Genomic DNA, 23,188 nt, shown 5'->3' with positions numbered 1-23,188 from the left:
GATTATTGATAAATTGTAGATTTGGTAATAATTTTCGATAATGGACGATTTGAATAAAATTTTAGGACTTGGATTAAATTCCCAACTCTTCTCCACAGCTAATAGTATTAATTCTAGTGTAGCAGCAATATCAAATCCTCTAAATTATAACAACTGGATTCACAAAGAAGACAAAAATTTAGCACTCAAAGCCGTTACCGGAAGTACATTACAGATGTGGGAGTCCATTATAAAAACTTCTACTACACATGGTAGGCTATATCCTATAAATAGTATTTCTACTTGGAGTGATAAATTTCAAAAGAACAATGCATTAACAGATTTGCAGAGTATTTTAACCGCAAAAATGAATTTGCAATCACTCTTTAATAGTAATTCCAATATTCAAACATATCCATGGTCTAAAACTTCTTTAGTTAACGTAACTGAAATCGTATCCAAAACTAACTTAATTACAGATTGGCATAGACCTTTTCAGCAATGGCATACAATATTATCTACAAATTCAGTCGAGTCAAAGCTATCCAAAAATATTAAACTCACTTCAGAAATTGAACGCTTTGCAGAGAATGTTAGTACAGTATATTCACAAGTCGAGAATCTTGACGAACAAACAACAAATGAATTTGCTTTAAATATTGGTGAGATTTTAACTCATGAAATGAATGAGAATCCGCCTATTTATCTATCAGTATGGGAGTGGGTGCTGAACAAATACAATGCTGCTATGGAAAGTGCATTGTTAACAAGAGAGAAGGAAGCACTTGAAAAAATCTATACAAACTTTAAAAACATTACGTTGGTTGGAATAATTGCTGTAGTGATTGGGATTAGTGCTGCTGGCATATTAGAATCTCAAGCTGGTAATTTATTTGAATATTTAACAAGTAATGATAAAGAAATTACTACCACCTCTGTAGTTGCAAACAGCATTCCAGCTTATAACGCAAAAACAAACACTCCAAAAAGAATATATACTGAACCCGATGGTAGAACTAAAATTGTGTGCACAATACCAAAGTTCACTGATATACAGTTAGGCGAAATTGTCGGAAAATATGTTTCGATTACTTTTGTGCATGAAGGAACACTTAAAAGAGGTTGGTGCGTGAATGAAAACTTTATTTCAAAAAATTAATAATCGTTAAACAATTTGAGGCAATAACAACACTAAAAAATAACCTTCACACAAAAAAAAAACTGCAACACAGCCTGAACCGTATTGCAGTTTTAATATAAATTATTTGGTAATTACTGCCTTAGGTATACCTCTCCGCTCAGGTCGTTTTGGGCATCCTGTATGGTAAGCGTGTCTTGGTTTGCAGAATAGCGTACGTACATAATTTCGGTATCGCCGTCAAAGTTAACCTTAATCTGTGTGTCATTTTCGTTCATAGATTCCCATGTAAAGTTTTCGGTATCGTCGTAGCCTTCTTCACAGTCGGCTTCATGGTAATTGGCGTTGCCGTTACTTTTAAATTCTACAGTTGAAGTATAACAATCGTCATCGTATACATCAAGCTCATCGTCTACAGCATCATAGTCGCCATAGTACTTCCATTTGCCTACCAGCGGCGAATTTACAGAGCTTGAATCATCATCACCGCAGCTTACTACGGCCAGTGCCAGTGCAGCCATAAGTGCGGCTGCGCGAAGTTTGTTTTTCATTGGGTGTGTGTGGTATTAAATTATATAGTACAAAACAGCAAAAAAATTTCCGGCTGTGCAATAGTAACGTGGTTACGGCACATTAATTGCATATAAATTTATGCCTGTCGTATACTGCGTGCAGGCTGTTGAGTATCAAAAAAATTACGTACTTTTGCACCCTGAAATAAGCAGAGACAGACTATGTTAGACAGGTTACAGTTTATAAAACAGCGTTTTGACGAGGTATCTGACCTTGTAATAAACCCGGAAATCATTGCCGACCAAAAACGCTATGTAGCATTAAATAAAGAATATAAAGACCTAAAGGCGCTGGTAGACAAGCGTGAGGAATATATAAAAGTACTGGGCAACATGGAAGAAGCCCAGGAAATTATTTCCGATGGCAGCGATGCCGAAATGGTGGATATGGCTAAGCTTCAGCTGGATGAGGCCAAAGAAAGGCTTCCGCAGCTTGAGGAAGAAATAAAATTCATGCTGATACCTAAAGACCCTGAAGATGCCAAGAACGTAATGGTGGAGATACGTGCCGGTACCGGTGGCGACGAGGCAAGTATTTTTGCCGGAGACCTGTACAGGATGTATACCCGCTACTGCGAAAACAAAGGCTGGAGGACCAGCGTTGTAGACGTAAGCGAAGGTACTTCGGGTGGTTATAAGGAGGTTATTTTTGAAGTAAGCGGCGAAGATGTTTACGGTACCCTGAAGTTTGAAGCCGGTGTACACCGGGTACAGCGTGTACCACAAACCGAAACACAGGGACGTATACACACATCTGCAGCTACTGTAATGGTGCTTCCTGAAGCGGAAGAATTTGACGTGCACCTGGACATGAACGATGTACGTATCGACTTTTTCTGTTCATCGGGTCCCGGCGGGCAGTCGGTTAACACCACTAAATCGGCCGTACGTATGACGCACATCCCTACCGGGCTTGTAGCACAGTGCCAGGACGAAAAGTCACAACACAAGAACAAGGATAAAGCTACACAGGTACTGCGTTCGCGCCTTTACGAAATGGAACTTGCCAAAAAGCAGGAAGAAGATGCAGCCAAGCGTAGCAGCCAGGTGAGCAGCGGCGACCGTTCGGCTAAGATACGTACCTACAACTACCCTCAGGGACGTGTGACTGACCACCGTATAGGTCTTACCATTTATGACCTTGACGGTGTAATGAACGGTAGCGTACAGAAACTTATTGACGAGCTTCAGCTGGTAAACAATACCGAAAAACTGAAAGAAAGCGAAGTGTTTTAATCACTTGCTATAATATACAAAAAGCTGCCAATTGGCAGCTTTTTTTGTTTTTATCAGACACGAATTGCTCTGATTTACACAAATGGGTAATTTTATGTTGATAGCGCGGATTGAAAACCAAATGCGTGTGAGATTGCCGCGCTTCGCTCGCAATGACAGACCGGATTGGACTGGGTATACACTGCGTTTTTCACGGCCCGTCATTGCGATTTCTATGATAAAACCAAATCTTTTTGATAAGGGATTTGGTTTTTTATTACCGCAAAAACCAGATGGATTATTTTGTTTCTGATAGCATTTAAAACACTCATTTTATTCTTTCCTTCTCCTACTTTTCGGAGATAATATGTTCTTAAGTCATTATCCAGCCTAATAGCACTCATTGCTCCCAAGTGCAATACTTTTTTAATTGTTTTATCTGCCAGCATTGACACACCCGGACGCTTTCTTATTGAAGTGCCTGACTGAAAATCAAAAGGAACAACCCCGCTGTAACAGGCCATTTTTCGAGGATTTGTTATCGTAGTAAAGCCTTCCGTTTTAGACAGGAACATCCAGGATAAGACTTTACCAACCCCGGGAACCGACTTAGCCAGGGTGTGTTGTTGCTTAAGCTCTTGATCATCAGATATGATTTTCTCAATACTTGTCTCAATTGCCTTGATTTGATCTTCAATACTTTTGATTAGTTGTAAATTAAGTTTCAACAGCGGTTTATTCAGGGTTATATTCTTCATTAGTTTATAATCATGCTGCTGGCCTGATAGTTGCTTTTTCATTTTTATCCTCAAAGCCCTTTCTGTCAGCAGTACTTTGATTTTTTTAATCGCCGCTGTAGATGGCTTCCATTGAGGAGTTTCCTGCTGGTTCTTCTCTATAAAGCTACAGATTCGTAAAGCATCAATCTTGTCATTTTTACCTCGTGCAATGCCCATACTTTTTTTAAGATGTAATGGAGATATAACATAGACTTTAAAGGTAAAAGATTCCAATACTTCCAATAAAGTCCAGTTGTACCTGCCTGTGTTTTCCATGGCAATAACTACATCTCTTTGGTTATAGGGTTTAAGAAAGCTTTTAATCGCTTTCGTTTTGTTTTCAATAGTGAGGTAACTAATTGATTGTCCTTCTTTGATACAAACATCTAAAGTCTTGCTGCTAATGTCAATCCCAATAATAATGTTTTTCATAAATTTGCTTTTACAATTCTACAATGTGATTTGAGAAATTCATCATAAACTCAACTCCTTAATAATGGGCCACGAACCCTAATTTCTATCTGAGTATTTGATGAAAGGGAGGCGAAAGTCTGAATCGCGATATGGGTCATTAGCCCGGAGCGAAGCATAGTGCACTTTTGCTTCCTTTCTCAATCATAAATCTAAGTAATTTCAAAAAACAAATCTAAAGGAGCGAAGCATGGCAATCTCATAAAAACAAGTAATCCTTACCGTCACAATTAGTGTAATTCGTGGCTTCTCTCCTACCAATCCAGCTTCACTAAAGCTACTGCCTGGCGTTGAAGCGGCATCTCTAACGTATACGTGCCTTTATCAATATTTGCCTTGGCAGTGCGTATACATTTCAACTGCCCGGCAGCTTCCAGTTGGGCTATTTGTGCAGCAGTAGGATTTTGGGGCGAACCCATCTTTTTCCATACCTCATATGAGTTGCTGTTGTCTTTGTCAATAAGATAAATGTTCACGTTAGCCGCTTTGGCAGGTATATTGTTTATGGTGATGGTTACCGGGGTATCGGGTGCGGGTGCATCGGTATCGTGGTAGTTCCAGGCCATAACTGCGGCTGAATTTTCATCAAGGCTGGCAAGGCCGCCAATATCAGGGTTATCGCCCCGCACACTTTTGCTTACTATGGTTTCCAGCGGGTACATGCTGCTACCGTTTACCACTACGCGGTCGCCTTTCATCATCCCGAACATACGGAACACATTTAGCACCGGCTTATCTACGCCGTTTGTAGCCAGGTCCCGGAAGCCGTAAAACCACGGTTGGTTTTCAAACTCAAACGACCAAGACACTGCCCCAAGGAAGTTAGCCCCGGTTTGGTCGGCCAGTTGGTACTTCCGTGCAAACGAAGCCGCCGTGTAGCTGGAATACAATGTACCGTTTCGGTAAGCATTCTCAGGATTGGTAGCCATACCACATGCCGCACAGCCTTCCGGGTCAGACTCGCCTATGATAAGCGGCAACCCCTTAGTTTCCGGGTACGACATGGCTATGGTAAAACCAGTTTGAATGTCTTTCATTTGTGGGCTCATGTCCATTTGTACCACGCCGTTTATCGATTTAGGCCAACCTTTAGCATGGAACAGCAGCGCATCAAGTGGGGCGCCTTTCTTGCCCGTGGCATAGTTGGTACCGTACAGGCAGTGCTTTATAAACTCGTGTACCCACTCCTGCGACTCCTTGCCGCGTGTACCGGCTATGTTGTTCCCTCCTATTTTGGCGGTTGGTAATGCTTTCTTTACACCGTCGGCAGCATAGTCGTACAGCTTCAGGAATTCTTCACGGGTACCTTTCCAGTAGTGGCCGTTCGGTTCGTTCCAAACTTCCCAATACCAGCTCTCCACTTCCCTTTTACCGTAGCGGGCCACGCAGTGTTTTACCCACTCATATATAAGGTTGCGCCATTTATCGTAGTCTTTCGGCGGGTAGGCCCATCCGGTAATGATGTCGGTATACGGGTCGCCGGGTTTCCAGTAGTGTCGATACGGCTCCGGGTGGGTAGAAAGTGCCTGTGGCATAAACCCTATCTGTGCCAAAGGCTTCATACCGCGGATAACATAGGTATCAAAAATACTGTCTGCAATACGCCAGTTGTAGATGGGGTTACCCTTTGCATCTTCAGTATACATGTTAGTTGAGCCCCATTTAAGGGCAGCGGTGCCATCGCCGGTAACCAGCAGGCTATGGGTGCGCACATACACCGGTGTATAGCTGAGGGCGGCAATTTCGCTCAACAGCTTTTTGCCGTCTTTCATGTAGGTGTAGTTTGGCTCGTCGTAACCAAACCATGCCCAAACGGGCTTCATCTTTCCTGTTTTTTGGTTAAGGTCTACCGTGATTGTGGCTTTAGCGGCAGTAGTGCCTTGCGCAAAAAGTGTGGGTGCGGCAAAGCAGGACATAAGGCAGAGCGCAGCGCTAAGCCATCGTGCAGTAATGGTTTTCAGCATAATAAGGTGTTCTTTAAAATGAGGTTAAAACAAATTTGGTAAAAATAATTGTATAATCAACACTTATTAACCTGAAATTTTACACACTATGCAAAAAACAAAAAAGCCGCTTTGCAGCGGCACATCCTAAAAAAATATAATTTACTAATTTTTAAATCATACTGAAAAAATGCTTGGGAGCCTTTGGCGGTAAAAAATGGTGTACCGCATTCTGGATAATTTCCTCAAGCCTGCTGTAATCATGCGGCTTGGCAGCAAATCCCGATGCCAGGTTCTGCTCGGCAAAATCTACATTGTACTGGCTGCTTCCGGTGGTAAACATTACCACGTTACTGGCCCCGAACGAGCGGTTGCCACGGATAATCTTCAGCAGTGTGTAGCCGTCTATCGAGGGCATATTGATGTCCAGAAAAATAAGGCACGGCGAAGCTGAAGCCGTGGTATCCATGTAATCAATAAAACTCCTGCCGGAGGTGTATTCACTAAAAACATCTACAAAACCGGTACTTTTTATGGCTTCACGAAACAAAAGGCGGTCATCATCATCATCGTCAATCAAAATAATATGCGCATTCATGGTATGGCTGTTTTGCATTACTGATGTAAAAGTAATATTCAATATCCGGTCACTTTTTCAAAATACGGCGAGACGAATATTAGGTTCGGTGAGTGGTAATTTTCTTTCGCCAAATTGTTATCATTTTGAAGCAAAGGCAATTTTACCTCACATAACCATTGCTTTACCTCAAAAGCACAATGGAGGCTTCGGGTAACCGTTACATTCGTATTTGCTAAAATAACCACTATGCAACGCAATTATTTCTTACTGGCTGCCTTTATCCTCACAGTTTTTTCGGGTTATGCACAGCTGTGCAGCGGCAGCCTGGGCGACCCTGTAGTGAAACTCGACTTCGGTACCGGCAGTAACAGCCATGGTCCTGCGTTGGGCAGTAGTATAACCAGCTACACCTATTCCAGCGCTGATTTCCCAAATGACGGTAGCTATACAATAGAAAAAACCACCAATACCCCGAACACCTGGTGGACGACGACCGACCATACCGGTGGCGGCTACATGATGGTGGTAAACGCCAGCACATCGGTAACCGATTATTTCTATAAAAATACCGTTAGCGGCCTGTGCCCTAATACTACTTACGAATTTTCGGCATGGATAATGAACCTGCTGAAAAGCCAGGACAACAGTACTCCAAACATCACCTTTACCATAGAAAAGACCGACGGCACCATACTGGAATCGTACAATACGGGAAACATCCCTCTTGCAGGCAGCGCCTTGTGGAAACAGTTCGGATTCTATTTCCAAACTCCGGAAGGCATTGATACAGTAATCATCCGCATGCGGAACAATAAGGTAGGCGCCATGCCGGGCAATGACATAGCACTCGATGATATAGCTTTTGCACCCTGCGGCCCTACGGTTACTTCCGAGATAAACAATACCACTTCCACAAGTATGCAAATTTGCGACGGGCAAACGGCTACGTATACCCTTACGGGCGAAATTGTTACCAGCGGGGTGTATACCAACCCTGCCTACCAATGGCAGGTAAGTACCAATAACGGCACTACCTGGACGGATATATCGGGTGCCACTACAACCTCCTATACCGTAAGTGTAAGTGCAGCAGGGGTATACCTGTACCGCCTTTCTACTGCGGAAACGAGCAATATAGCATCGGCTGCGTGCCGTGTGGCAAGTAACCTGATTACCATAACCGTAAGCGACGCACCCGATGCACCTGTAGCCACCAGTACCCCTTCTGAATGCGGTAACCCTACGGGCAGCATCAGTATAACATCGCCTACCGGGGCTACCTATAGCATAGATGGTGTAAACTACCAGGCGGGCACCACCTTCAGCGCTCTTGCCGAAGGGGATTATGCCGTTACAGCAAAAAATACAACGACAGGCTGTGTATCAGCTGTAACCACAGTACACGTAAGCGTGGGCAGCGGCATACCGAATGTACCAACGGTTACAACAACTGCCCCTGCTACTTGTGCCGATGCCAACGGTACCATCACTATCACTTCTGTTGAAGCCTTTTATAGTTTTGACAATGGCATTACGTGGACAGCTTCAAACACAGCGGCAGTACCTCCCGGCGATTACCAGATAAAAGTGAAGAATGCACAGGGTTGCTCGTCTGATGCTACAGCGGTTACCTTACCTGAAGCTTCGGGCTTTCCGCCGTTGCCTACGGTGAGTGTTACCCAGCCCGATTGCATTACCCCTACCGGCACCATTACCATAACCGACAGCCAGGCTACCTACAGTTTTGATAACGGCACTACATGGCAGGCTTCCGCCACAAAAAGCAACCTGGCAGCGGGTACCTATACGGTTTTGACCAAAAACATATTGGGCTGCCTGTCTGACCCGTTTAGCATTACTATAAATCCTTACGTAAATAACGAGCCGCTACCTGTGGCCGATGCCGCGCAGACATTCTGTATATACAATAATGCTACACTGGCCGATATAACCATTACGGGGACTAATGTACAATGGTATGCTGCTGCTACAGGAGGTTCCGCATTGGTGGCCTCCACCCTATTGGCAGACAGCACTACCTATTATGCCAGCCAAACAGTAAACATTTGCGAAAGCCTCCGCATACCGGTAGCCATAACGGTGCTGAATGTAGCTGCCCCTACCGGGAATGCCGCACAACAATTCTGCACCACGCAAAACCCTACCGTAGCACTGTTGGAAGCCACAGGTACAAATGTACAATGGTACAGCACGGCAACCGGTGATATGGCACTTACAACCTATACATCACTAACCGACGGGGCTACCTACTACGCCAGCCAAACTATAAGCGGATGTGAAAGCCAGGTACGCTTTGCGGTAACGGTAAGCATCGTGTCACCGTCAATCCCGGTGAGTAATGCTTCGGATGTTGTGTGCGATGAGGGCAACGACAATACCGAAACGGTAGACCTTACAGCATACCAAACCCAGCTTACCACAGACATAAGCAGTGTGTTCCTGTATTATACTTCGGTACAGGCGGCAACACAAAAGATAATTAGCCAGCAGGTAGCATCGCCTGAGGCTTATACGCTGCTTAGCGGTACGAACATTCTGTATGTAAGGATAGAATCGTCTGATAAGTGCTACCAGGTGGTAACGCTTATACTGCAACTGGTAAATGTCCCTGTAATTACCATAGACGATACTGCGACCCTGTGCCAAAACGGTACGGTAACCGTTGATGCCGGTGCGGGTTTCGACAGTTACAGCTGGTCTACAGGGGAAACTACCCAAAGCATAACCATAGACGAAGCAGGCAGTTATTCGGTTACGGTTACCCAAAACCACGGGAGTACGGTATGTACAAGTGTGAAGGATTTTACAGTTATAGTATCAAATCCGGCTACCATAACAGGCTTTGAAGTAAGCGACTGGACGGATGAAAACAACGTGATTGAGATATATGCCACAGGTTTGGGCGACTACGAGTATTCCATAGACGGACAAAACTGGCAGGACAGCAATGTATTTATGGGACTGGAACCGGGGAGGTATCGGGCTTACGTACGTGATAAAAACGGCTGTGGCATCGTAAGCGATACTGTTTATCTGCTGAATTACCCGAAATACTTTACCCCGAACGGCGATTCGTATAACGAGACATGGCGGGTGGAATTCGGCTCGCTGGAGGCAGGATTAGTTACGGAGATATTTGACCGTTATGGTAAACTGATAACCGTATTGCAATACACCGATAGTTGGGACGGCACTTACAATGGCCGCCGTATGCCCGCCACCGATTATTGGTTTGTGGTAAAACGCACTGATGGGACCGTTCATAAAGGGCATTTCAGCCTGATGAGATAGTTATAATTTCAGATTTCAGAGGGTAGATTTCAGATTGAGTTTCATGCTGCTTTTATTTTAATGTCTCCCCGGACGTTATCCGGGGCTAATATGCGCGACCCTTGCAGGGTCGGCGGTATGGGTATGAGTGAAGCTCAATCTGAAATCTACCCTCTGAAATCTAAAATTATCTGCCTATAACCGTTTCCCTGTGCAGCCTGCCCCATTCTTCAAGGGCACACATTACATTACCCAGCGTATAGCTATGGGCCGTCCAGCGGTACTCTACCGTAGGCGGAAAGGTATCTAAAACCGTACGCTTTACCAGCTGGTTCATTTCAAGGTCCTTCAGCTCCTTGCTCAGCATTTTGTCGGTAATGCCCCCCACCTCAGCCGAAAGCTCCTTAAAGCGTTTCGGGCCGCTGCTAAGCGCTACCATTATGGGCATTTTCCATTTGCCGCTCAAGGCTTCCAATGCGTCTTTTATGGGACGCATGGATTCTTTATGGCAGCGTACAAAGGGTTCAAGGGTTATATCGGGTGTTTCCATGCTATATCTTTTTAAAGGCACTATACTAAAGGGTAGCGCTACCCAAAAGCATAGTACTATATTTTGTATAGCAAATGTAGATAAGTTTGCAATGTAATAAAAACAATAGCTAATAATTTTTTAAAACATTGTAATATGATACTTGTAACAGCATCAACCGGGCAGCTTGGTACTGCCGTTGTAAATTACCTTCTTGAAAAAGTACCTGCATCCCAAATTGCCGTTTTGGCACGTGATGCACAAAAAGCACAAGCCTTTGGTGATAAAGGCATCAGTGTTCGCATAGGCGACTATAAAAACTACGATTCGCTTGTTGCGGCTTTCCAGGGTGTAGAAAAAGTACTGCTTATATCATCTAATGATTTTGACGACCGTTTTGGCCAGCACAGGAATGCTATCGATGCCGCTAAGGAAGCAGGCGTAAAACAGGTAGCTTATACCAGCATCGAAGCTAAGGATGCGCACAATTCGGCTACGGAAATCATTGCCAAAGACCATGCCCTTACGGCAGATTACCTTAAAGCATCCGGGCTAAACTATGTACTGCTAAACGATGGCCTGTATGCTGATGTGGTACCAATGTTTGTAGGCGAAAAAGTACTGGAAACAGGTATCTTTTTCCCTGCGGGAGATGGTAAAGTACCTTTTGCAACCCGCAAAGACATGGCGCTTGCAGCCGCTACGGTACTTACTACCGAAGGCCATAACAATAAAGAATACGCCATAGCAGGCAATGAAGAATATTCGTTTGCCGATGTAGCCGCCTACCTTTCTGAAATCTCAGGTAAGGAAGTAAGCTATGTAAGCCCGGATGAAGATACCTACAAGCAAGTGCTTACAGATGCAGGTGTACCTGATATTTTTGTGTGGATGTTGAGCGTATTTGCCAAGTCGGTTAAAGAGCATGAATACGAAACCGGAAAGTCTGACCTTGAAGCGCTTATCGGAAGGAAACCTACGGCATTAAAAGACTATTTAACCGGGGTTTACGGAAAATAATCAGCCGCAGTTTACAGTCACAGTAAACAGTTGAGCCACGGATTACAACTATAGGGTTACAAATTAATTTGTGCCAATTAGTGTAATTCGTGGCTTTTATTTTTACCAAACTTTCGGTACAGTATATACTTTGGCCCGCCCATAACCTGGCTGCTGTAAATACCGGTATGCCCCGAAAACAGGTACGCCACCGCACACGCTATGGCAAGGTATCCACCGGCTTCAGCACCGAAAAGCTCTATACCCATAATTGTACAGGCTATAGGTGTATTGGTAGCACCCGAAAATACGGCAACAAATCCCATTCCCGCCAGTAATGCCAGCGGTAATGGTACTACCATAAAGAGTGCACTGCCCAGCGTAGCGCCTATGAAAAATAGCGGGGTAACTTCGCCGCCTTTAAAGCCTGCTCCAAGCGTAAAGGTGGTAAGCAGTAACTTCAGTAGGAAGGCATAAGGAGGCTCGCTTACGCTGAATGATTCCACTATAGTAGGTACTCCAAGCCCTACATATTTTGTAGTACCCAGCGCCCACACGGCAAGGGCTATAACCACCCCACCCACTACAGGACGCAGCGGAGGGTAGCTGATGTATTTCTTAAACTGATTGCTAAAGAAATGTACAGCCTTACTGAACAGCAACGCCGCCAACCCAAACAATACGCCACACAGCAACGTATACAACAATCCTTCAGCAGTAATATCAGGGACTGAGGGTATGCTGTAATGTGTATGTCCAATGTTCCAAAATTCGCAGGACCAGTCAGCTATATACGCCACGGCAAGGCTGGGTAGCAAGGCATGGTAACGCACACGGCCTATCATCATTACCTCAACGGCAAATACGGCACCGGCCAGCGGCGTACCGAATACCGAGGCAAAACCCGCACTGATACCCATAATCAGCACCACCTTACGGTCAATATCTTCCAGACGAAACCACTTGGTAAAACGGTCGGCAATAGCACCGCCCATCTGCACCGCAGTACCTTCGCGCCCCGCCGAACCACCAAAAAGGTGCGTAGCCAGAGTGCCAAAAAGCACCAGTGGCGCCATACGGAACGGGATGATCTTTTTAGGCGAATGCATTTCTTCCAGCAGCAGGTTATTCCCCTTCACTACACTTTCGCCAAAATAATGGTAGGTAAGACCAATGATAAATCCGCCCAACGGTAGCAGGGCGATGAGCCAAAGGTGGCTTTCCCTGTAATCGGTAACCCTGTTAAGCGACCACAGAAAAAATGCAGAAGCGCAACCCACAAGCACACCTATAGGCACAGCAAGCAGCAGCCATTTACAAAAAGAAATCAGGAAATGTTTTACAGGAGTATTGGCAATGTTTTGTTGTTCTTTCATTATGTCTGGTTTACTAAAATACATCTACAGCGGCATAAGCCGGTTAAGTAGACGTCATCAGCTTTTTAGGGCGGTTCGGGGCAGACATCATTGCCGTATAGCAAATATATGGATTTTTTGGTTTGTGGATACATCTCATTTTTTGCTTAAATTGCATAAAAAGAAATACCATGAACCGTACCCTTTTCACCACTTTTATCGCTTTAGGATTGCTTACCGCTTCGTGCAAAAAAGAAAAACAGGAAATCCCTGCACCTGATAAGCAGATTACCAAAGCCGAATGGTTATTGGGACGTTGGGAAAACCCATCTAAAGACGGGCTGTATGAGGAAACGTGGGTAAAAGCAAATGACTCGGTATTAAAGGGAGCAAGCTATTACATTTCGGGTAAAGACACCCTGTTTGCTGAAACGGTAGTGCTGGATGATACGGCAGGGAAAATGGCCTACACCGTTACCGTACCCGGACAAAATAACGAACAGCCCGTACGCTTTGACCTGACAAAAATTACCGATACCGAAATGGTATTTGAAAACCCTAAACACGATTACCCTAATAAGATTGTGTACACACAGGTGAAGCCCGATTCACTTGTTGCGGTTATCTACGGTACACAAAAGGGTAAGCCTGCAAGCGAAACCTTCCCGATGAAAAAGGTGAAGTAATAATCGGTATTCTCATCTTCAGCATTGCATTATTTTTTTGAATACATTAGCACTTTATTTGTGACCATGCAACTGATTACCGACCTTGATTTTAAAAAGAAGGATTATACCGACAACCCGCTTGCCAAAGCAGAATACGACAGCTGTACCTTTACGGGATGCAACTTTGAGAATGCCAACCTCAGCGGTATTGTATTCAGCCATTGCACGTTTGTAAGCTGTAATATGGGCAATGCCCACATAGGCGGAAGCGCTTTTAAGGAATGTGAGTTTAAGGAGTGTAAGCTGCTGGGGCTCAACTTCAGCGGATGCGACCTGTTTTTATTCAGTGTGAGTTTTGACCACTGCCTTATGGACCTTGCATCGTTTTACAAAATGAAGCTAAAAGGCACAAAGTTCATTCATTGCGACCTTTCAGAAGCCGATTTTACCGAAGCCGACCTTACCGGGGCCTGCTTCGCCGAATGCGACCTCGAAAACGCTGTGTTCGACCGTACCGTACTGGAAAAGGCCGACCTGCGCAGCGCCTATAACTTTGCCATTTGCCCCGAAAGCAACCATATTAAAAAAGCCCGTTTCAGCCGCGATAATATAGACGGCCTGCTGCATAAGTACAAGATAGATATAGAGTAGCCTGCTTTTTTAAGGCGAAATGCAATACCTTTGCGGCGTAATTTTACCCAACAGAAAATGCGCTCTAAATACTACGCCGCAGCCATAACCGCCTTCGCTATCTGGGGCATGTTTAGCTTTGTGCTGCGCCCACTACACGATTATCCGTCTCAGGACATACTGTTTTTCCGCATATTTACCTGTGTAGCCCTGATGCTGCCACTAAACCTGCTCTTCCGCAGGAAACCCCTTGCAGATACGCTTCAGTATTTCAGGTCGATGGAAAAAAGAGAGCAGAGAAATATACTATGGCTTACACTCATCAGCTCGATGATGCTGGTGGCCAACTGGTTTACCTTTATCTTCGTAATGAACCACATCAGCGTAAAGGCTGCATCACTGGCCTATATGCTATGCCCCATACTCACCACTGTACTGGCGTATTTTATACTGCGCGAAAAATTGGGTAAAATACAGTGGGGCGCCGTGCTGATTAGCGTTGCAGGTTGCGCACTGCTGTCTGTAGGCAGTTATGCCGATTTGTTTTACAGCCTGCTTGTGGCGGGTTCGTATGCGCTATACCTTGTATTACAAAAGAAATTTGCCGGTTTTGACAGGTTTGTGTTGCTCAGCGTACAGATTACCCTTACGGGTATTATGCTGCTGCCTTTCTATTTTATATACAGTGGCAACGTACCACAGGAACCCAAGTTCTATGGCTACATAAGCCTGATTGCTGTAGGTTTTACAATCATCCCGATGTTCCTGAACCTGTTTGCACTAAAGGGCATCAAATCCTCTACACTGGGTATACTTATGTACCTGAACCCACTTATCGGTTTCGGGCTTTCCGCATTTTATTATAATGAAGCCATTACCCCCATACAATTGGTTTCGTATGCGCTTATCGTGGTTTCCATAATCATTTTTAATGTGGGGAATTATTCCGTAAACAAGGCTTAATTGGAACACAGATGACACAGATACTGCGTAATCACTGATTTTCACGGATTTTTTTGCTGAGTGAAGCTGCTCCCTCTCCATTGGAGAGGGTTGGGGTGAGGCTATAAAAGAGAAAACCCTGCCTTGAGAGAGCAGGGTTTTCAAAAAAACCAACCAACCAATTATTAACCTTCTAAGGCCAATATTATTTTTGATGCCCGCCACCCATCATGGCAGGGTCTATTTGTATTTGTAATCCCTGTGCTATACCCAGGCCAAGGCTTATGTCTGCCCTGAACCAGTGGCACAGCTGACGGTTTATAATCTCGTTTCGTTTAGGGCCGGCAATACCGCTCATGGCACCTACTATATTGTGTATTGTATTGCGCTTCGCCTCGTCATCCATCAGCCTGAACAGGTTACCCGGCTGGGTGTAGTGGTCGTTTTCACCCTCAGCATTGCGGTCGTACCAGTCCGCCACCAGGCTATCCAGTTCCCATGCAGGCTCCTTATAGCTTTGGTCTACAACCACATTGTCAAGGCTGTTCGGGAAATAGTTTGGCGTACTGCCACCATTACCATCAACCCTCATCTGTCCGTCGCGCTGGTAGTTACGCACTGCAAACGGGCAACGGTTTACCGGTATCTGCTCGTAGTTAGCCCCCAGGCGGTAACGGTGTGCATCGGGGTAGCTCAGCAGCCTGCCTTGCAGCATTTTATCAGGGCTGTAACCTATACCGTCTATAACGTGCGCCGGTGCAAAAGCCGACTGTTCTACATCGGCAAAGTAATTGTCCGGGTTGCGGTTCAGTTCTATTTCGCCTACATCAATCAGCGGATAATCGGCATGCGGCCACACCTTGGTAAGGTCAAACGGATTGATGTGGTACGTTTTAGACTCTGCTTCAGTCATCACCTGTATTTTTAGGTGCCACTTAGGGAAGTTGCCGTTTTCTATATGTTCGAACAAATCGCGCTGTGCAAAGTCCATGTCTTTCGACTTCATTTCGGCTGCTTCGGCATCATTAAAATTCTTAATGCCCTGTGCAGTTAAAAAATGGAACTTCACATAAAACCTTTCATTGTCTTTATTGATAAAGCTGAACGTATGGCTGCCAAAACCGTGCATGTGGCGGTAGCCGTACGGTGTACCCCTGTCGCTCATCAGGATAATTACCTGGTGCAGGCTTTCGGGGTTAAGCGACCAGAAGTCCCACATCATGGTGGGCGACTTCAGGTTCGTCTGCGGGTCGCGTTTCTGCGTATGGATAAAGTCGCTAAACTTCTTAGGGTCTTTTATAAAAAATACAGGAGTGTTATTTCCTACAAGGTCCCAGTTACCGTCTTCAGTATAAAACTTTAGGGCAAACCCACGCGGGTCGCGCTCACTGTCTGCCGAACCTTTTTCGCCACCTACCGTACTAAAGCGAAGGAACATAGGTGTCTGCTTACCAACTTCGCCAAATATCTTAGCACGTGTATACTTTGTAATATCATGTGTAACAGTAAATGTACCGTAAGCTCCCGAACCTTTGGCGTGTACCACCCTTTCCGGGATGCGCTCACGGTTAAAGTGCGCCATTTTTTCGTGCAGGATATAGTCCTGTAACAGTATGGGGCCGCGCGGGCCTACGGTTTGGGAGTCCTCATGTTCTGTGTAAGGCCTGCCCGATGCTGTAGTAAGTTTTTGTTGTGACATAATGTATACGATTGATTCATTGTTATTAAACCTATGCAAATCTAAACACCAATAGATTTTGATTATTCAAACTACCATTGATTATAGCTATAACACCATTGCCAAACCTCTTACCAATTTACTAAAATATTAACAGACAACAACTAAGCGTCAATACAAAATTTCAAAAGAACGACATATCGTGAATTCACATGTCAAAGTAACGCTATACTCCATTAATGTAATGGGGTAAATGCGGAGTATGGCAAATTTTATGAGGTAAAGCCCCACGTTGAGGTACGGTTTTTGGTTTACCTTTGAAAATACAAATTATAATTATGAAAAAGATACTGTTACCGGCCCTGCTTATTGTGGCTGTTTCGGGCACAACCCACGCACAGGTAAAAGATTTGCTTAAAAAAGCCAAGGAAAAAGTAAGCACTGCCACCGGCACCTCATCGCTTAGCAATACCGATATTGCATCGGCACTTAAAGAAGCGCTGAACAAAGGCGTGAGTGAGCAGGTAACCAAGCTTACCGCTGTAGACGGTTTCTATAAAAACCAGGCAGTAAAGATTTTAATGCCCGAAGAACTGCAAATGGTTGACAAAAAACTGCGCCAGATAGGTATGGGCAGCCTAGCCGATGAGGGCATAAAACTGCTTAACCGCGCTGCCGAAGATGCCGTGAAGGAATCGACGCCGATATTTGTAAATGCCATAACAAACATGTCGTTTACCGATGCCAAGAACATACTTATGGGTGCCGATAACTCGGCTACCACCTATCTGCAAAACACCACCACTACCCCACTGTACGGAAAATTCAGCCCGGTAGTAAAGAACTCGCTTGATGAGGTGGGCGCTACAGAGGTTTGGAAAAAAATTATTACCAAATACAACAGCCTTCCGCTGGTAACCAAGGTAAACCCGGATCTTACCGACTATACCACAAACAAGGCGCTTGAAGGTGTTTTTAAAATGATAGCCGTAGAGGAAAAAGACATACGAAACAATCTAAATTCACGTACAAGCGACCTGCTTAAAAAGGTTTTTGCCCTGCAGGATAGTAAATAAACAGTGTTATAATTGCTCTTGCATTTCGAGCGTAATGCAATGAAGCCGAGAAATCTCAAAATATTAAAAACGAGATTTCTCGACTCCGCTAAAGCTTCGCTCGAAATGGAAAGGCTTTATGTTTTTAAAAGGTTCCGGTAATCCCAACGGTATTATACCCGGCCTGGAAGTTCCATGATATTTTTTTGCGGTGTGGGTCGGCCAGCCTGTCCTGCGCATAGCGGCCGTTCAGTTTCAGGTAACGGTCGGCAGATTCCACACAAATAATACTCAAACCCGCACCTATAGCTACATCACTAATCCAGTGGGCATTGTCCCACATACGCGATACCGGCGTAAGTAACCCTACACTTAGTACGCCTGCTTTAGCCCACGGATTGCTAAATTGTTTAGATATAGCATACACCACAGTAGTAGAAAGTATGGTATGCCCTGATGGGAATGAATGGTACCCCTCACCCTTATCAAACGGTTTAAAAGACAGGTTGCCCTCATTAACACCCGGACGTGCACGGCCTGTAGCTTTTTTTAATATGGTTTGCATAACACCTGCTGTGGTAGCAGCCGAAATGATTAACACACTGGTACGCCTTATGTTTTCATTTTTGGTAATCAGCCCGGTAGCAAACACCCCGAGGCTGAAGGTATAGTTGTATTGTGGCTTACCCATGTACCAGCCTGCCTTGTGCCAACCTGAAGGCACCCGTTCGCCCTGCTCCCTGAAATAATGCGCCACATCTTCATCGGCCAATAGCAAAAGCCCTGAGCCGCCTATGAATGCACCGGCGGTAATAAAATCACCTTTATCCCATCGGCCCGGTCCGGTAGCGGTAAATAGTATACTGTGGTAAATACTACCCATATCGTACGCAAAACGGTGCCCGAAGTTTCCGTTTTCAGGCGCTTCGGTTATGGTGTCGGTAACAATGGTTGTGGCAGTAACAGCGGTACTGTCTGTAGCTACCTGTGCGCGTACAGGTGAAAGCACAGTACCAAAAAACAAAGCCATAACTATGGCATACATCAGGTTTATTTTCATGGGTAGGAGCAGTTTATGGTTTCGCTTACGCAAAGATAATATAATGGTTACTGCCCCGGCATTGATCAAGAACAATATTTTGGCAGAAATTTATCACAATCTTTATGCATTTGTATTGTAAAAAGCCTTTCTTTTATGGTACAAAAATACACCGGAATGAAAAAACTCATTATACCTGTAGCCGCATTGTGCCTTACCCTTTCGGGCTGTGCTGAATTACAACAGGTGGCCCAGCAGCTGCCACAAAGCGTGGGCGTTACCAATGCTGATATTGCCTCAGGCTTGCGCGAGGCTTTAGACAAAGGCATAGAAAAACAAGTAAGCAAACTTACCGCTACCGACGGTTTTTATAAAAACCAGCTGGTGAAAATCCTGTTGCCCGAAGAATTACAAAAAGTAGACAGTGGCCTGCGTAAGGTAGGCCTGGGCAGCCTTGCTGATGAAGGCCTGAAAATGCTGAACCGCGCCGCTGAAGATGCTGTAAAGGAAGCCACGCCTATATTTGTATCGGCAGTAAAGAACATAACTTTTAATGATGCCCGCAATATACTGTTAGGTAATGACAGTTCGGCTACCACCTATCTGCAAAATTCGACCACGACGCAACTGTATGCCAAGTTTAACCCGGTGATAAAATCATCGTTCGGTAAAGTAGGTGCCGATAAAGTCTGGGCAAATATCATTACAAAATATAACGCCCTGCCCCTGGTGAAAAAGGTAAACCCCGACCTTACAGATTACACGACAAATAAAGCACTGGAAGGTGTATTTAAAATGATAGCCGTAGAAGAGAAGGAAATACGTACTAATATTTCGGCACGTACCTCTACGCTGCTGCAACGTGTTTTTGCACTTCAGGACAATAAAAGTTAAACATTTGTATTACAACAACATATAACATAACCTTAACATATTTTCCGCAGCTTTTTAAGTAATTTGCGGTTTAATAAAATGGTTTTCTCACATTTGGTTAGGGTTAGTTAGAAAAATGCCGCTTCTGTAAAGTCGCGGCATTTTTTATGTTTACATAGCACATTTACAATCTGCTTTGGGTTGACAGAATGTATATTACGAAATCTTCATCAGGACAATGATTTTTTCACATTTTTTTTATCAAATAATATTTTGATAATTGCTGTACTTTATTACATTTGTTAAAAAATTGTGCAGGATGAAAAAGTCGCTTATTGCCTTGTGCTTGTTGACTTATGCGGTAGGATTCAGCCAGGAATGGTATACCACGCTCGATGCTGCAAAGAAAGAAGCAGCGGCCACCAACAAAAAAATTCTACTTGTTTTCTCGGGCCCCGGGTGGTGCGCCAATTGCATGCGCCTTGACGAACTGTTGTGGGCCAGCGATGCCTTTAAGGCCGAAGCCGAAAAGAAATGGGTACTACTCCGTGCGGACTTCCCGCAGAAGAAAGGCATGCCCGAACCTTTTAACGTGAATGCCGAAAATGTAATCCTCGCAGAAAAGTACAACCGCGACGGGTTCTTTCCGTTTGTAGTGCTGTTGGATAAAAACGGCGCCAAGTTGGACAAGCAGGGCTATGAAGACCTGGACACCGCCGAGGAGTATGTATCGCTGCTGGATAAAATGGGGAGGTAAGATACCCTAAACACCTACACCGGCTCAGTAGTCCGTTCCTGTAATTCCTTAAAATACCCAAACGCCTTAATGATACGGCTGCCGTACCAGCTGAACATTTCGCCATCGGCAAAAACGGTCTTGGCATGGTGGGTAAAGCGGCCCAACTCAAATGCATCTTCATCCTTAAACGGATAGGGTTCACTTGGCAGGAAAATAACCTCAGGATCGCCTTGTATGCGCATTTTCTGTGCTATTACTTCGGGGTAGCGTTCCTCACGGGCTTCATAGATATTGCTAAAATGGTTTAGTTTCAGCATTTCGTCTATAAACGTACCGTTACCGGCTGCCATATACGGGTCTTTCCATATAAAATATGCGGAACGCTGCCACGGCCTGCCCTCCATAAATCTGGCAAAATCGGCACGGCCAAATACTATCTTGTCTATTAATTGCTGTGCCTGCGTGCGTACTGAAAACAGTTTGCCAAACTCGGCAATCACATGCAGGGTATCATCTATCGAATTGATGTCCGTAACATACACCGGGGCTATGCCTTGCAGGGTTTCCACAATCTCCCGGGTATTCTCCTCCTTATTAGCAATGATGATGTCCGGCTGCAACAGGCGGATCTTTTCCGTTTGTACCTTTTTGGTACCGCCTATTTTTTCTTTGGTAGATTTCAGGTGGTATGGGTGTACACAGAATTTGGTAATGCCTACAATGCGGTCTTCCAGCCCCAAATCAAACAACAGTTCTGTAAGCGACGGCACAAGCGATATGATGCGCACAGGCGGTTTTTCAAGAGCTATGGAATTACCCAGTTGATCAACGTATGTTTTCATAATTTGTTCCAAATTTAGCTTCGTTCAGATCATCCTGTCGAATCCATGTCAGGTTTAAAGTTTCTTGTATCCATTTGAGTTTGGTCCATACACAACTGTAAAAAAACCTGAAACTTGAAACCTGAAACAAAATTAAAGATTGTATTTAAGCGCTTTCAGCCTTGAAGATACCAGTATCTGTTCCATTTCCTGCTGCATGGCCAGTGCTTCTGTACGGGCTTTTTCAGCAAAATCTTCCCCTGTAGAGGCATAGATAATACCACGCGATGAGTTAACCAAAAGCCCCACCTTATCGTTCATACCGTACTTGCATACATCTTGCAGGCTACCGCCCTGCGCGCCCACACCGGGCACCAGGATAAAGCTGTCAGGGATTATCTGGCGTATTGAGGTAAAGTATTCAGCTTTGGTGGCGCCTACCACATACATAAGGTTCCGGCTGTTTTTCCAGGTTTTGCTGGTTTCCAGCACTGTTTTATACAGTTCCTTACCACCGGCATCTTTCGTCTGAAAGTCGAAAGCACCTTCATTACTGGTAAGTGCGAGCAGTATGGTAAACTTATCCTCTACCGCAAGGAATGGCTCCACGCTGTCCTTACCCATATACGGGGCCACGGTAATGCTGTCAAAATCCATATCCTGAAGGAAAGCCTTGGCATACATGGCACTGGTGTTGCCTATATCGCCGCGTTTTGCATCGGCTATGGTGAATATCTCAGGATGTTTCTCATTGATGTAGGCAATGGTCTTTTCAAGGGCCTGCCAGCCTTTAAGTCCGTACGCTTCAAAGAAAGCGGTGTTCGGCTTGTAAGCCACACACAGGTCGTGTGTTACATCAATGATAGCCTTGCAAAATTCGAAGATAGGGTCTTCGGTTTCCAGCAGGTGCGGCGGGATTTTGGTCAGGTCCACATCGAGTCCTACACTCAGGAACGATTTCTTTGCAAGAATTTGAGAATAAAGTTGTTCAGTAGTCATGTTGTTTGTGTTGCAGTTACGGATGCAAAAGTACGCTTTAGATTAGAAGATTGAAAGATTTAAAGATTCAAAAATTTCGAATAACCAAATAACCGCATCACCGAACTACCACATTCTCTCTACCCCAGCCATTCCTTAAAGTCGTTCACCCGTTCGCGGCTAACGATTACTTCGTCATCCTTATACGTAGGCAGCACCACCTTCAGGCGGCTGTTAGTATATACCAGTATGTCCTTTATAGCATTAACCGATACGATAAACTTACGGCTTACGCGGTAAAACTGTTTAGGGTCGAGTTCTGTTTCCAGTTGTTCCAAAGTATTTTCCAGCAGGTAATCGCGTCCGTCTGTAGTATGAGCGTAGGTACCTTTATTTTCGCTGTAAAAGCACTCAATATCTTCCACATTAATCATCTTAAGGTGCTGCCCCATTTTTATGGTAAAGCGTTTTTTATACACCTTTTCGGCAGTACCGCCGGCCAGCATGCGCTTTATCTGGTCAAAGTCCAGCGACACAGGTTCCTGTTTCGGCAGGCGCTCCTTGTATTTATTTACAGCCGTTTCCAGGTCGTCTTCGTCTATGGGTTTCAACAGATAATCAATACTGTTCAGTTTAAAGGCACGCAGGGCATACTCGTCATAGGCCGTGGTAAATATCACCGCACTGGTTATGGGCATGGCTTCAAATATCTCAAACGAAAGCCCGTCGCTAAGCTGTATGTCCAGGAAAATCAGGTCGGGTTGCGGGTTACTGCCGAACCATTCCAACGATTCCTCTACCGAGTGCAGCATGGTGGTGGCTTCCAGACCGAATTTGGCAAGCTTGCGTTGCAGCAGGCGCGCTGCGGGTTTTTCGTCTTCGATGATGATTACGTTCATTGTCTGTGGGTTTTG

21 protein-coding genes and 1 riboswitch are annotated in these 23,188 nt (G+C 44.8%); of the genes, 10 read left to right on the top strand and 11 right to left on the bottom strand.

Translation table 11 applies throughout. The features are described from left to right. Positions 1-40: 40 nt before the first annotated feature. Complete coding sequence (locus tag ACZIX4_RS16615) at positions 41-1,138, top strand: hypothetical protein (RefSeq protein ID WP_463336769.1); 1,098 nt, start codon at positions 41-43, stop codon at positions 1,136-1,138. A 113-nt stretch (positions 1,139-1,251) separates the two neighbouring features. On the opposite strand, the gene ACZIX4_RS16610 is transcribed toward ACZIX4_RS16615, so the two are convergent. Then, positions 1,252-1,668: a lipocalin family protein gene (locus ACZIX4_RS16610; RefSeq protein ID WP_463336768.1), complete on the bottom strand. Its 417-nt coding sequence runs from the start codon at positions 1,666-1,668 to the stop codon at positions 1,252-1,254. A 183-nt stretch (positions 1,669-1,851) separates the two neighbouring features. Here ACZIX4_RS16610 and prfA point away from each other — a divergent pair, with 183 nt between their 5' ends. Beyond that, the gene (prfA, locus tag ACZIX4_RS16605) at positions 1,852-2,925 is read left to right on the top strand and encodes a peptide chain release factor 1 (RefSeq protein WP_463336767.1); all 1,074 of its coding nucleotides are present in this window, start codon (positions 1,852-1,854) and stop codon (positions 2,923-2,925) included. A 212-nt stretch (positions 2,926-3,137) separates the two neighbouring features. On the opposite strand, the gene ACZIX4_RS16600 is transcribed toward prfA, so the two are convergent. The 3 genes from ACZIX4_RS16600 to ACZIX4_RS16590 all read right to left on the bottom strand — a co-directional run bounded on the left by ACZIX4_RS16600 (position 3,138) and on the right by ACZIX4_RS16590 (position 6,695). Further along, positions 3,138-4,115 (bottom strand): IS110 family RNA-guided transposase, encoded by a 978-nt coding sequence (locus tag ACZIX4_RS16600; RefSeq protein ID WP_463336766.1) that lies wholly within the window; start codon positions 4,113-4,115, stop codon positions 3,138-3,140. 293 nt (positions 4,116-4,408) lie between these two features. Then, positions 4,409-6,118, bottom strand: coding sequence for a GH39 family glycosyl hydrolase (locus ACZIX4_RS16595; protein ID WP_463336765.1), 1,710 nt, complete (start codon positions 6,116-6,118; stop codon positions 4,409-4,411). A 151-nt stretch (positions 6,119-6,269) separates the two neighbouring features. Further along, positions 6,270-6,695 carry a response regulator gene (locus tag ACZIX4_RS16590; protein ID WP_463336764.1) on the bottom strand — a complete coding sequence of 142 codons (426 nt, stop codon included), beginning with the start codon at positions 6,693-6,695 and terminating at the stop codon, positions 6,270-6,272. Positions 6,696-6,923: 228 nt separating this feature from the next. Between ACZIX4_RS16590 and ACZIX4_RS16585 the strand changes: the two genes are divergently transcribed. Further along, on the top strand, positions 6,924-9,989 hold the full coding sequence (locus ACZIX4_RS16585) for a T9SS type B sorting domain-containing protein (protein ID WP_463336763.1): 3,066 nt from the start codon (positions 6,924-6,926) through the stop codon (positions 9,987-9,989). 166 nt (positions 9,990-10,155) lie between these two features. On the opposite strand, the gene ACZIX4_RS16580 is transcribed toward ACZIX4_RS16585, so the two are convergent. Further along, a complete protein-coding gene (locus ACZIX4_RS16580) occupies positions 10,156-10,518 on the bottom strand; it encodes a winged helix-turn-helix transcriptional regulator (RefSeq protein ID WP_463336762.1) in 363 nt (120 codons plus the stop codon). Between the two features lie 135 nt (positions 10,519-10,653). On the opposite strand from ACZIX4_RS16580, the gene ACZIX4_RS16575 reads away from it, so the two are divergent. Next, positions 10,654-11,517: an SDR family oxidoreductase gene (locus ACZIX4_RS16575; RefSeq protein WP_463336761.1), complete on the top strand. Its 864-nt coding sequence runs from the start codon at positions 10,654-10,656 to the stop codon at positions 11,515-11,517. 77 nt (positions 11,518-11,594) lie between these two features. Here ACZIX4_RS16575 and ACZIX4_RS16570 read toward each other — a convergent pair whose 3' ends face one another. Further along, on the bottom strand, positions 11,595-12,872 hold the full coding sequence (locus ACZIX4_RS16570) for a voltage-gated chloride channel family protein (RefSeq protein ID WP_463336760.1): 1,278 nt from the start codon (positions 12,870-12,872) through the stop codon (positions 11,595-11,597). A gap of 41 nt (positions 12,873-12,913) precedes the next feature. Further along, positions 12,914-12,976: riboswitch (Fluoride riboswitch) on the bottom strand. Positions 12,977-13,042: 66 nt separating this feature from the next. On the opposite strand from ACZIX4_RS16570, the gene ACZIX4_RS16565 reads away from it, so the two are divergent. From ACZIX4_RS16565 to ACZIX4_RS16555, 3 genes are all read left to right on the top strand, one after another. Further along, positions 13,043-13,537, top strand: a complete 495-nt coding sequence (locus tag ACZIX4_RS16565) for a DUF6265 family protein (RefSeq protein WP_463336759.1) — start codon at positions 13,043-13,045, stop codon at positions 13,535-13,537. Between the two features lie 66 nt (positions 13,538-13,603). Beyond that, complete coding sequence (locus tag ACZIX4_RS16560) at positions 13,604-14,170, top strand: pentapeptide repeat-containing protein (RefSeq protein WP_463336758.1); 567 nt, start codon at positions 13,604-13,606, stop codon at positions 14,168-14,170. Positions 14,171-14,227: 57 nt separating this feature from the next. After that, positions 14,228-15,112, top strand: coding sequence for an EamA family transporter (locus ACZIX4_RS16555; RefSeq protein WP_463336757.1), 885 nt, complete (start codon positions 14,228-14,230; stop codon positions 15,110-15,112). A 184-nt stretch (positions 15,113-15,296) separates the two neighbouring features. On the opposite strand, the gene ACZIX4_RS16550 is transcribed toward ACZIX4_RS16555, so the two are convergent. Further along, positions 15,297-16,790: a catalase gene (locus ACZIX4_RS16550; RefSeq protein ID WP_463336756.1), complete on the bottom strand. Its 1,494-nt coding sequence runs from the start codon at positions 16,788-16,790 to the stop codon at positions 15,297-15,299. A 317-nt stretch (positions 16,791-17,107) separates the two neighbouring features. Between ACZIX4_RS16550 and ACZIX4_RS16545 the strand changes: the two genes are divergently transcribed. Then, positions 17,108-17,845, top strand: a complete 738-nt coding sequence (locus ACZIX4_RS16545; protein WP_463336755.1) for a DUF4197 domain-containing protein — start codon at positions 17,108-17,110, stop codon at positions 17,843-17,845. Between the two features lie 124 nt (positions 17,846-17,969). On the opposite strand, the gene ACZIX4_RS16540 is transcribed toward ACZIX4_RS16545, so the two are convergent. Then, positions 17,970-18,884, bottom strand: a complete 915-nt coding sequence (locus ACZIX4_RS16540) for a phosphatase PAP2 family protein (RefSeq protein ID WP_463336754.1) — start codon at positions 18,882-18,884, stop codon at positions 17,970-17,972. A 156-nt stretch (positions 18,885-19,040) separates the two neighbouring features. Between ACZIX4_RS16540 and ACZIX4_RS16535 the strand changes: the two genes are divergently transcribed. Together ACZIX4_RS16535 and ACZIX4_RS16530 are read left to right on the top strand one after the other, a co-directional pair. Continuing rightward, positions 19,041-19,757 carry a DUF4197 domain-containing protein gene (locus ACZIX4_RS16535; RefSeq protein WP_463336753.1) on the top strand — a complete coding sequence of 239 codons (717 nt, stop codon included), beginning with the start codon at positions 19,041-19,043 and terminating at the stop codon, positions 19,755-19,757. A 298-nt stretch (positions 19,758-20,055) separates the two neighbouring features. After that, positions 20,056-20,493, top strand: a complete 438-nt coding sequence (locus tag ACZIX4_RS16530; RefSeq protein WP_463336752.1) for a thioredoxin family protein — start codon at positions 20,056-20,058, stop codon at positions 20,491-20,493. Positions 20,494-20,507: 14 nt separating this feature from the next. Here the strand turns inward: ACZIX4_RS16530 and ACZIX4_RS16525 are convergent, their stop codons facing one another. From ACZIX4_RS16525 to ACZIX4_RS16515, 3 genes are all read right to left on the bottom strand, one after another. Then, on the bottom strand, positions 20,508-21,317 hold the full coding sequence (locus ACZIX4_RS16525) for an ABC transporter substrate-binding protein (protein WP_463336751.1): 810 nt from the start codon (positions 21,315-21,317) through the stop codon (positions 20,508-20,510). Between the two features lie 132 nt (positions 21,318-21,449). After that, complete coding sequence (gene pyrF / locus ACZIX4_RS16520) at positions 21,450-22,295, bottom strand: orotidine-5'-phosphate decarboxylase (protein WP_463336750.1); 846 nt, start codon at positions 22,293-22,295, stop codon at positions 21,450-21,452. A gap of 119 nt (positions 22,296-22,414) precedes the next feature. Then, entirely contained in the window at positions 22,415-23,173 is a 759-nt protein-coding gene (locus tag ACZIX4_RS16515) for a LytR/AlgR family response regulator transcription factor (protein WP_463336749.1), read from the bottom strand. Positions 23,174-23,188: the final 15 nt, after the last annotated feature.

The sequence above is a fragment of the Flavobacterium niveum genome (assembly GCF_055231775.1).
This window is presented reverse-complemented; position numbering and strand designations above follow the sequence as displayed.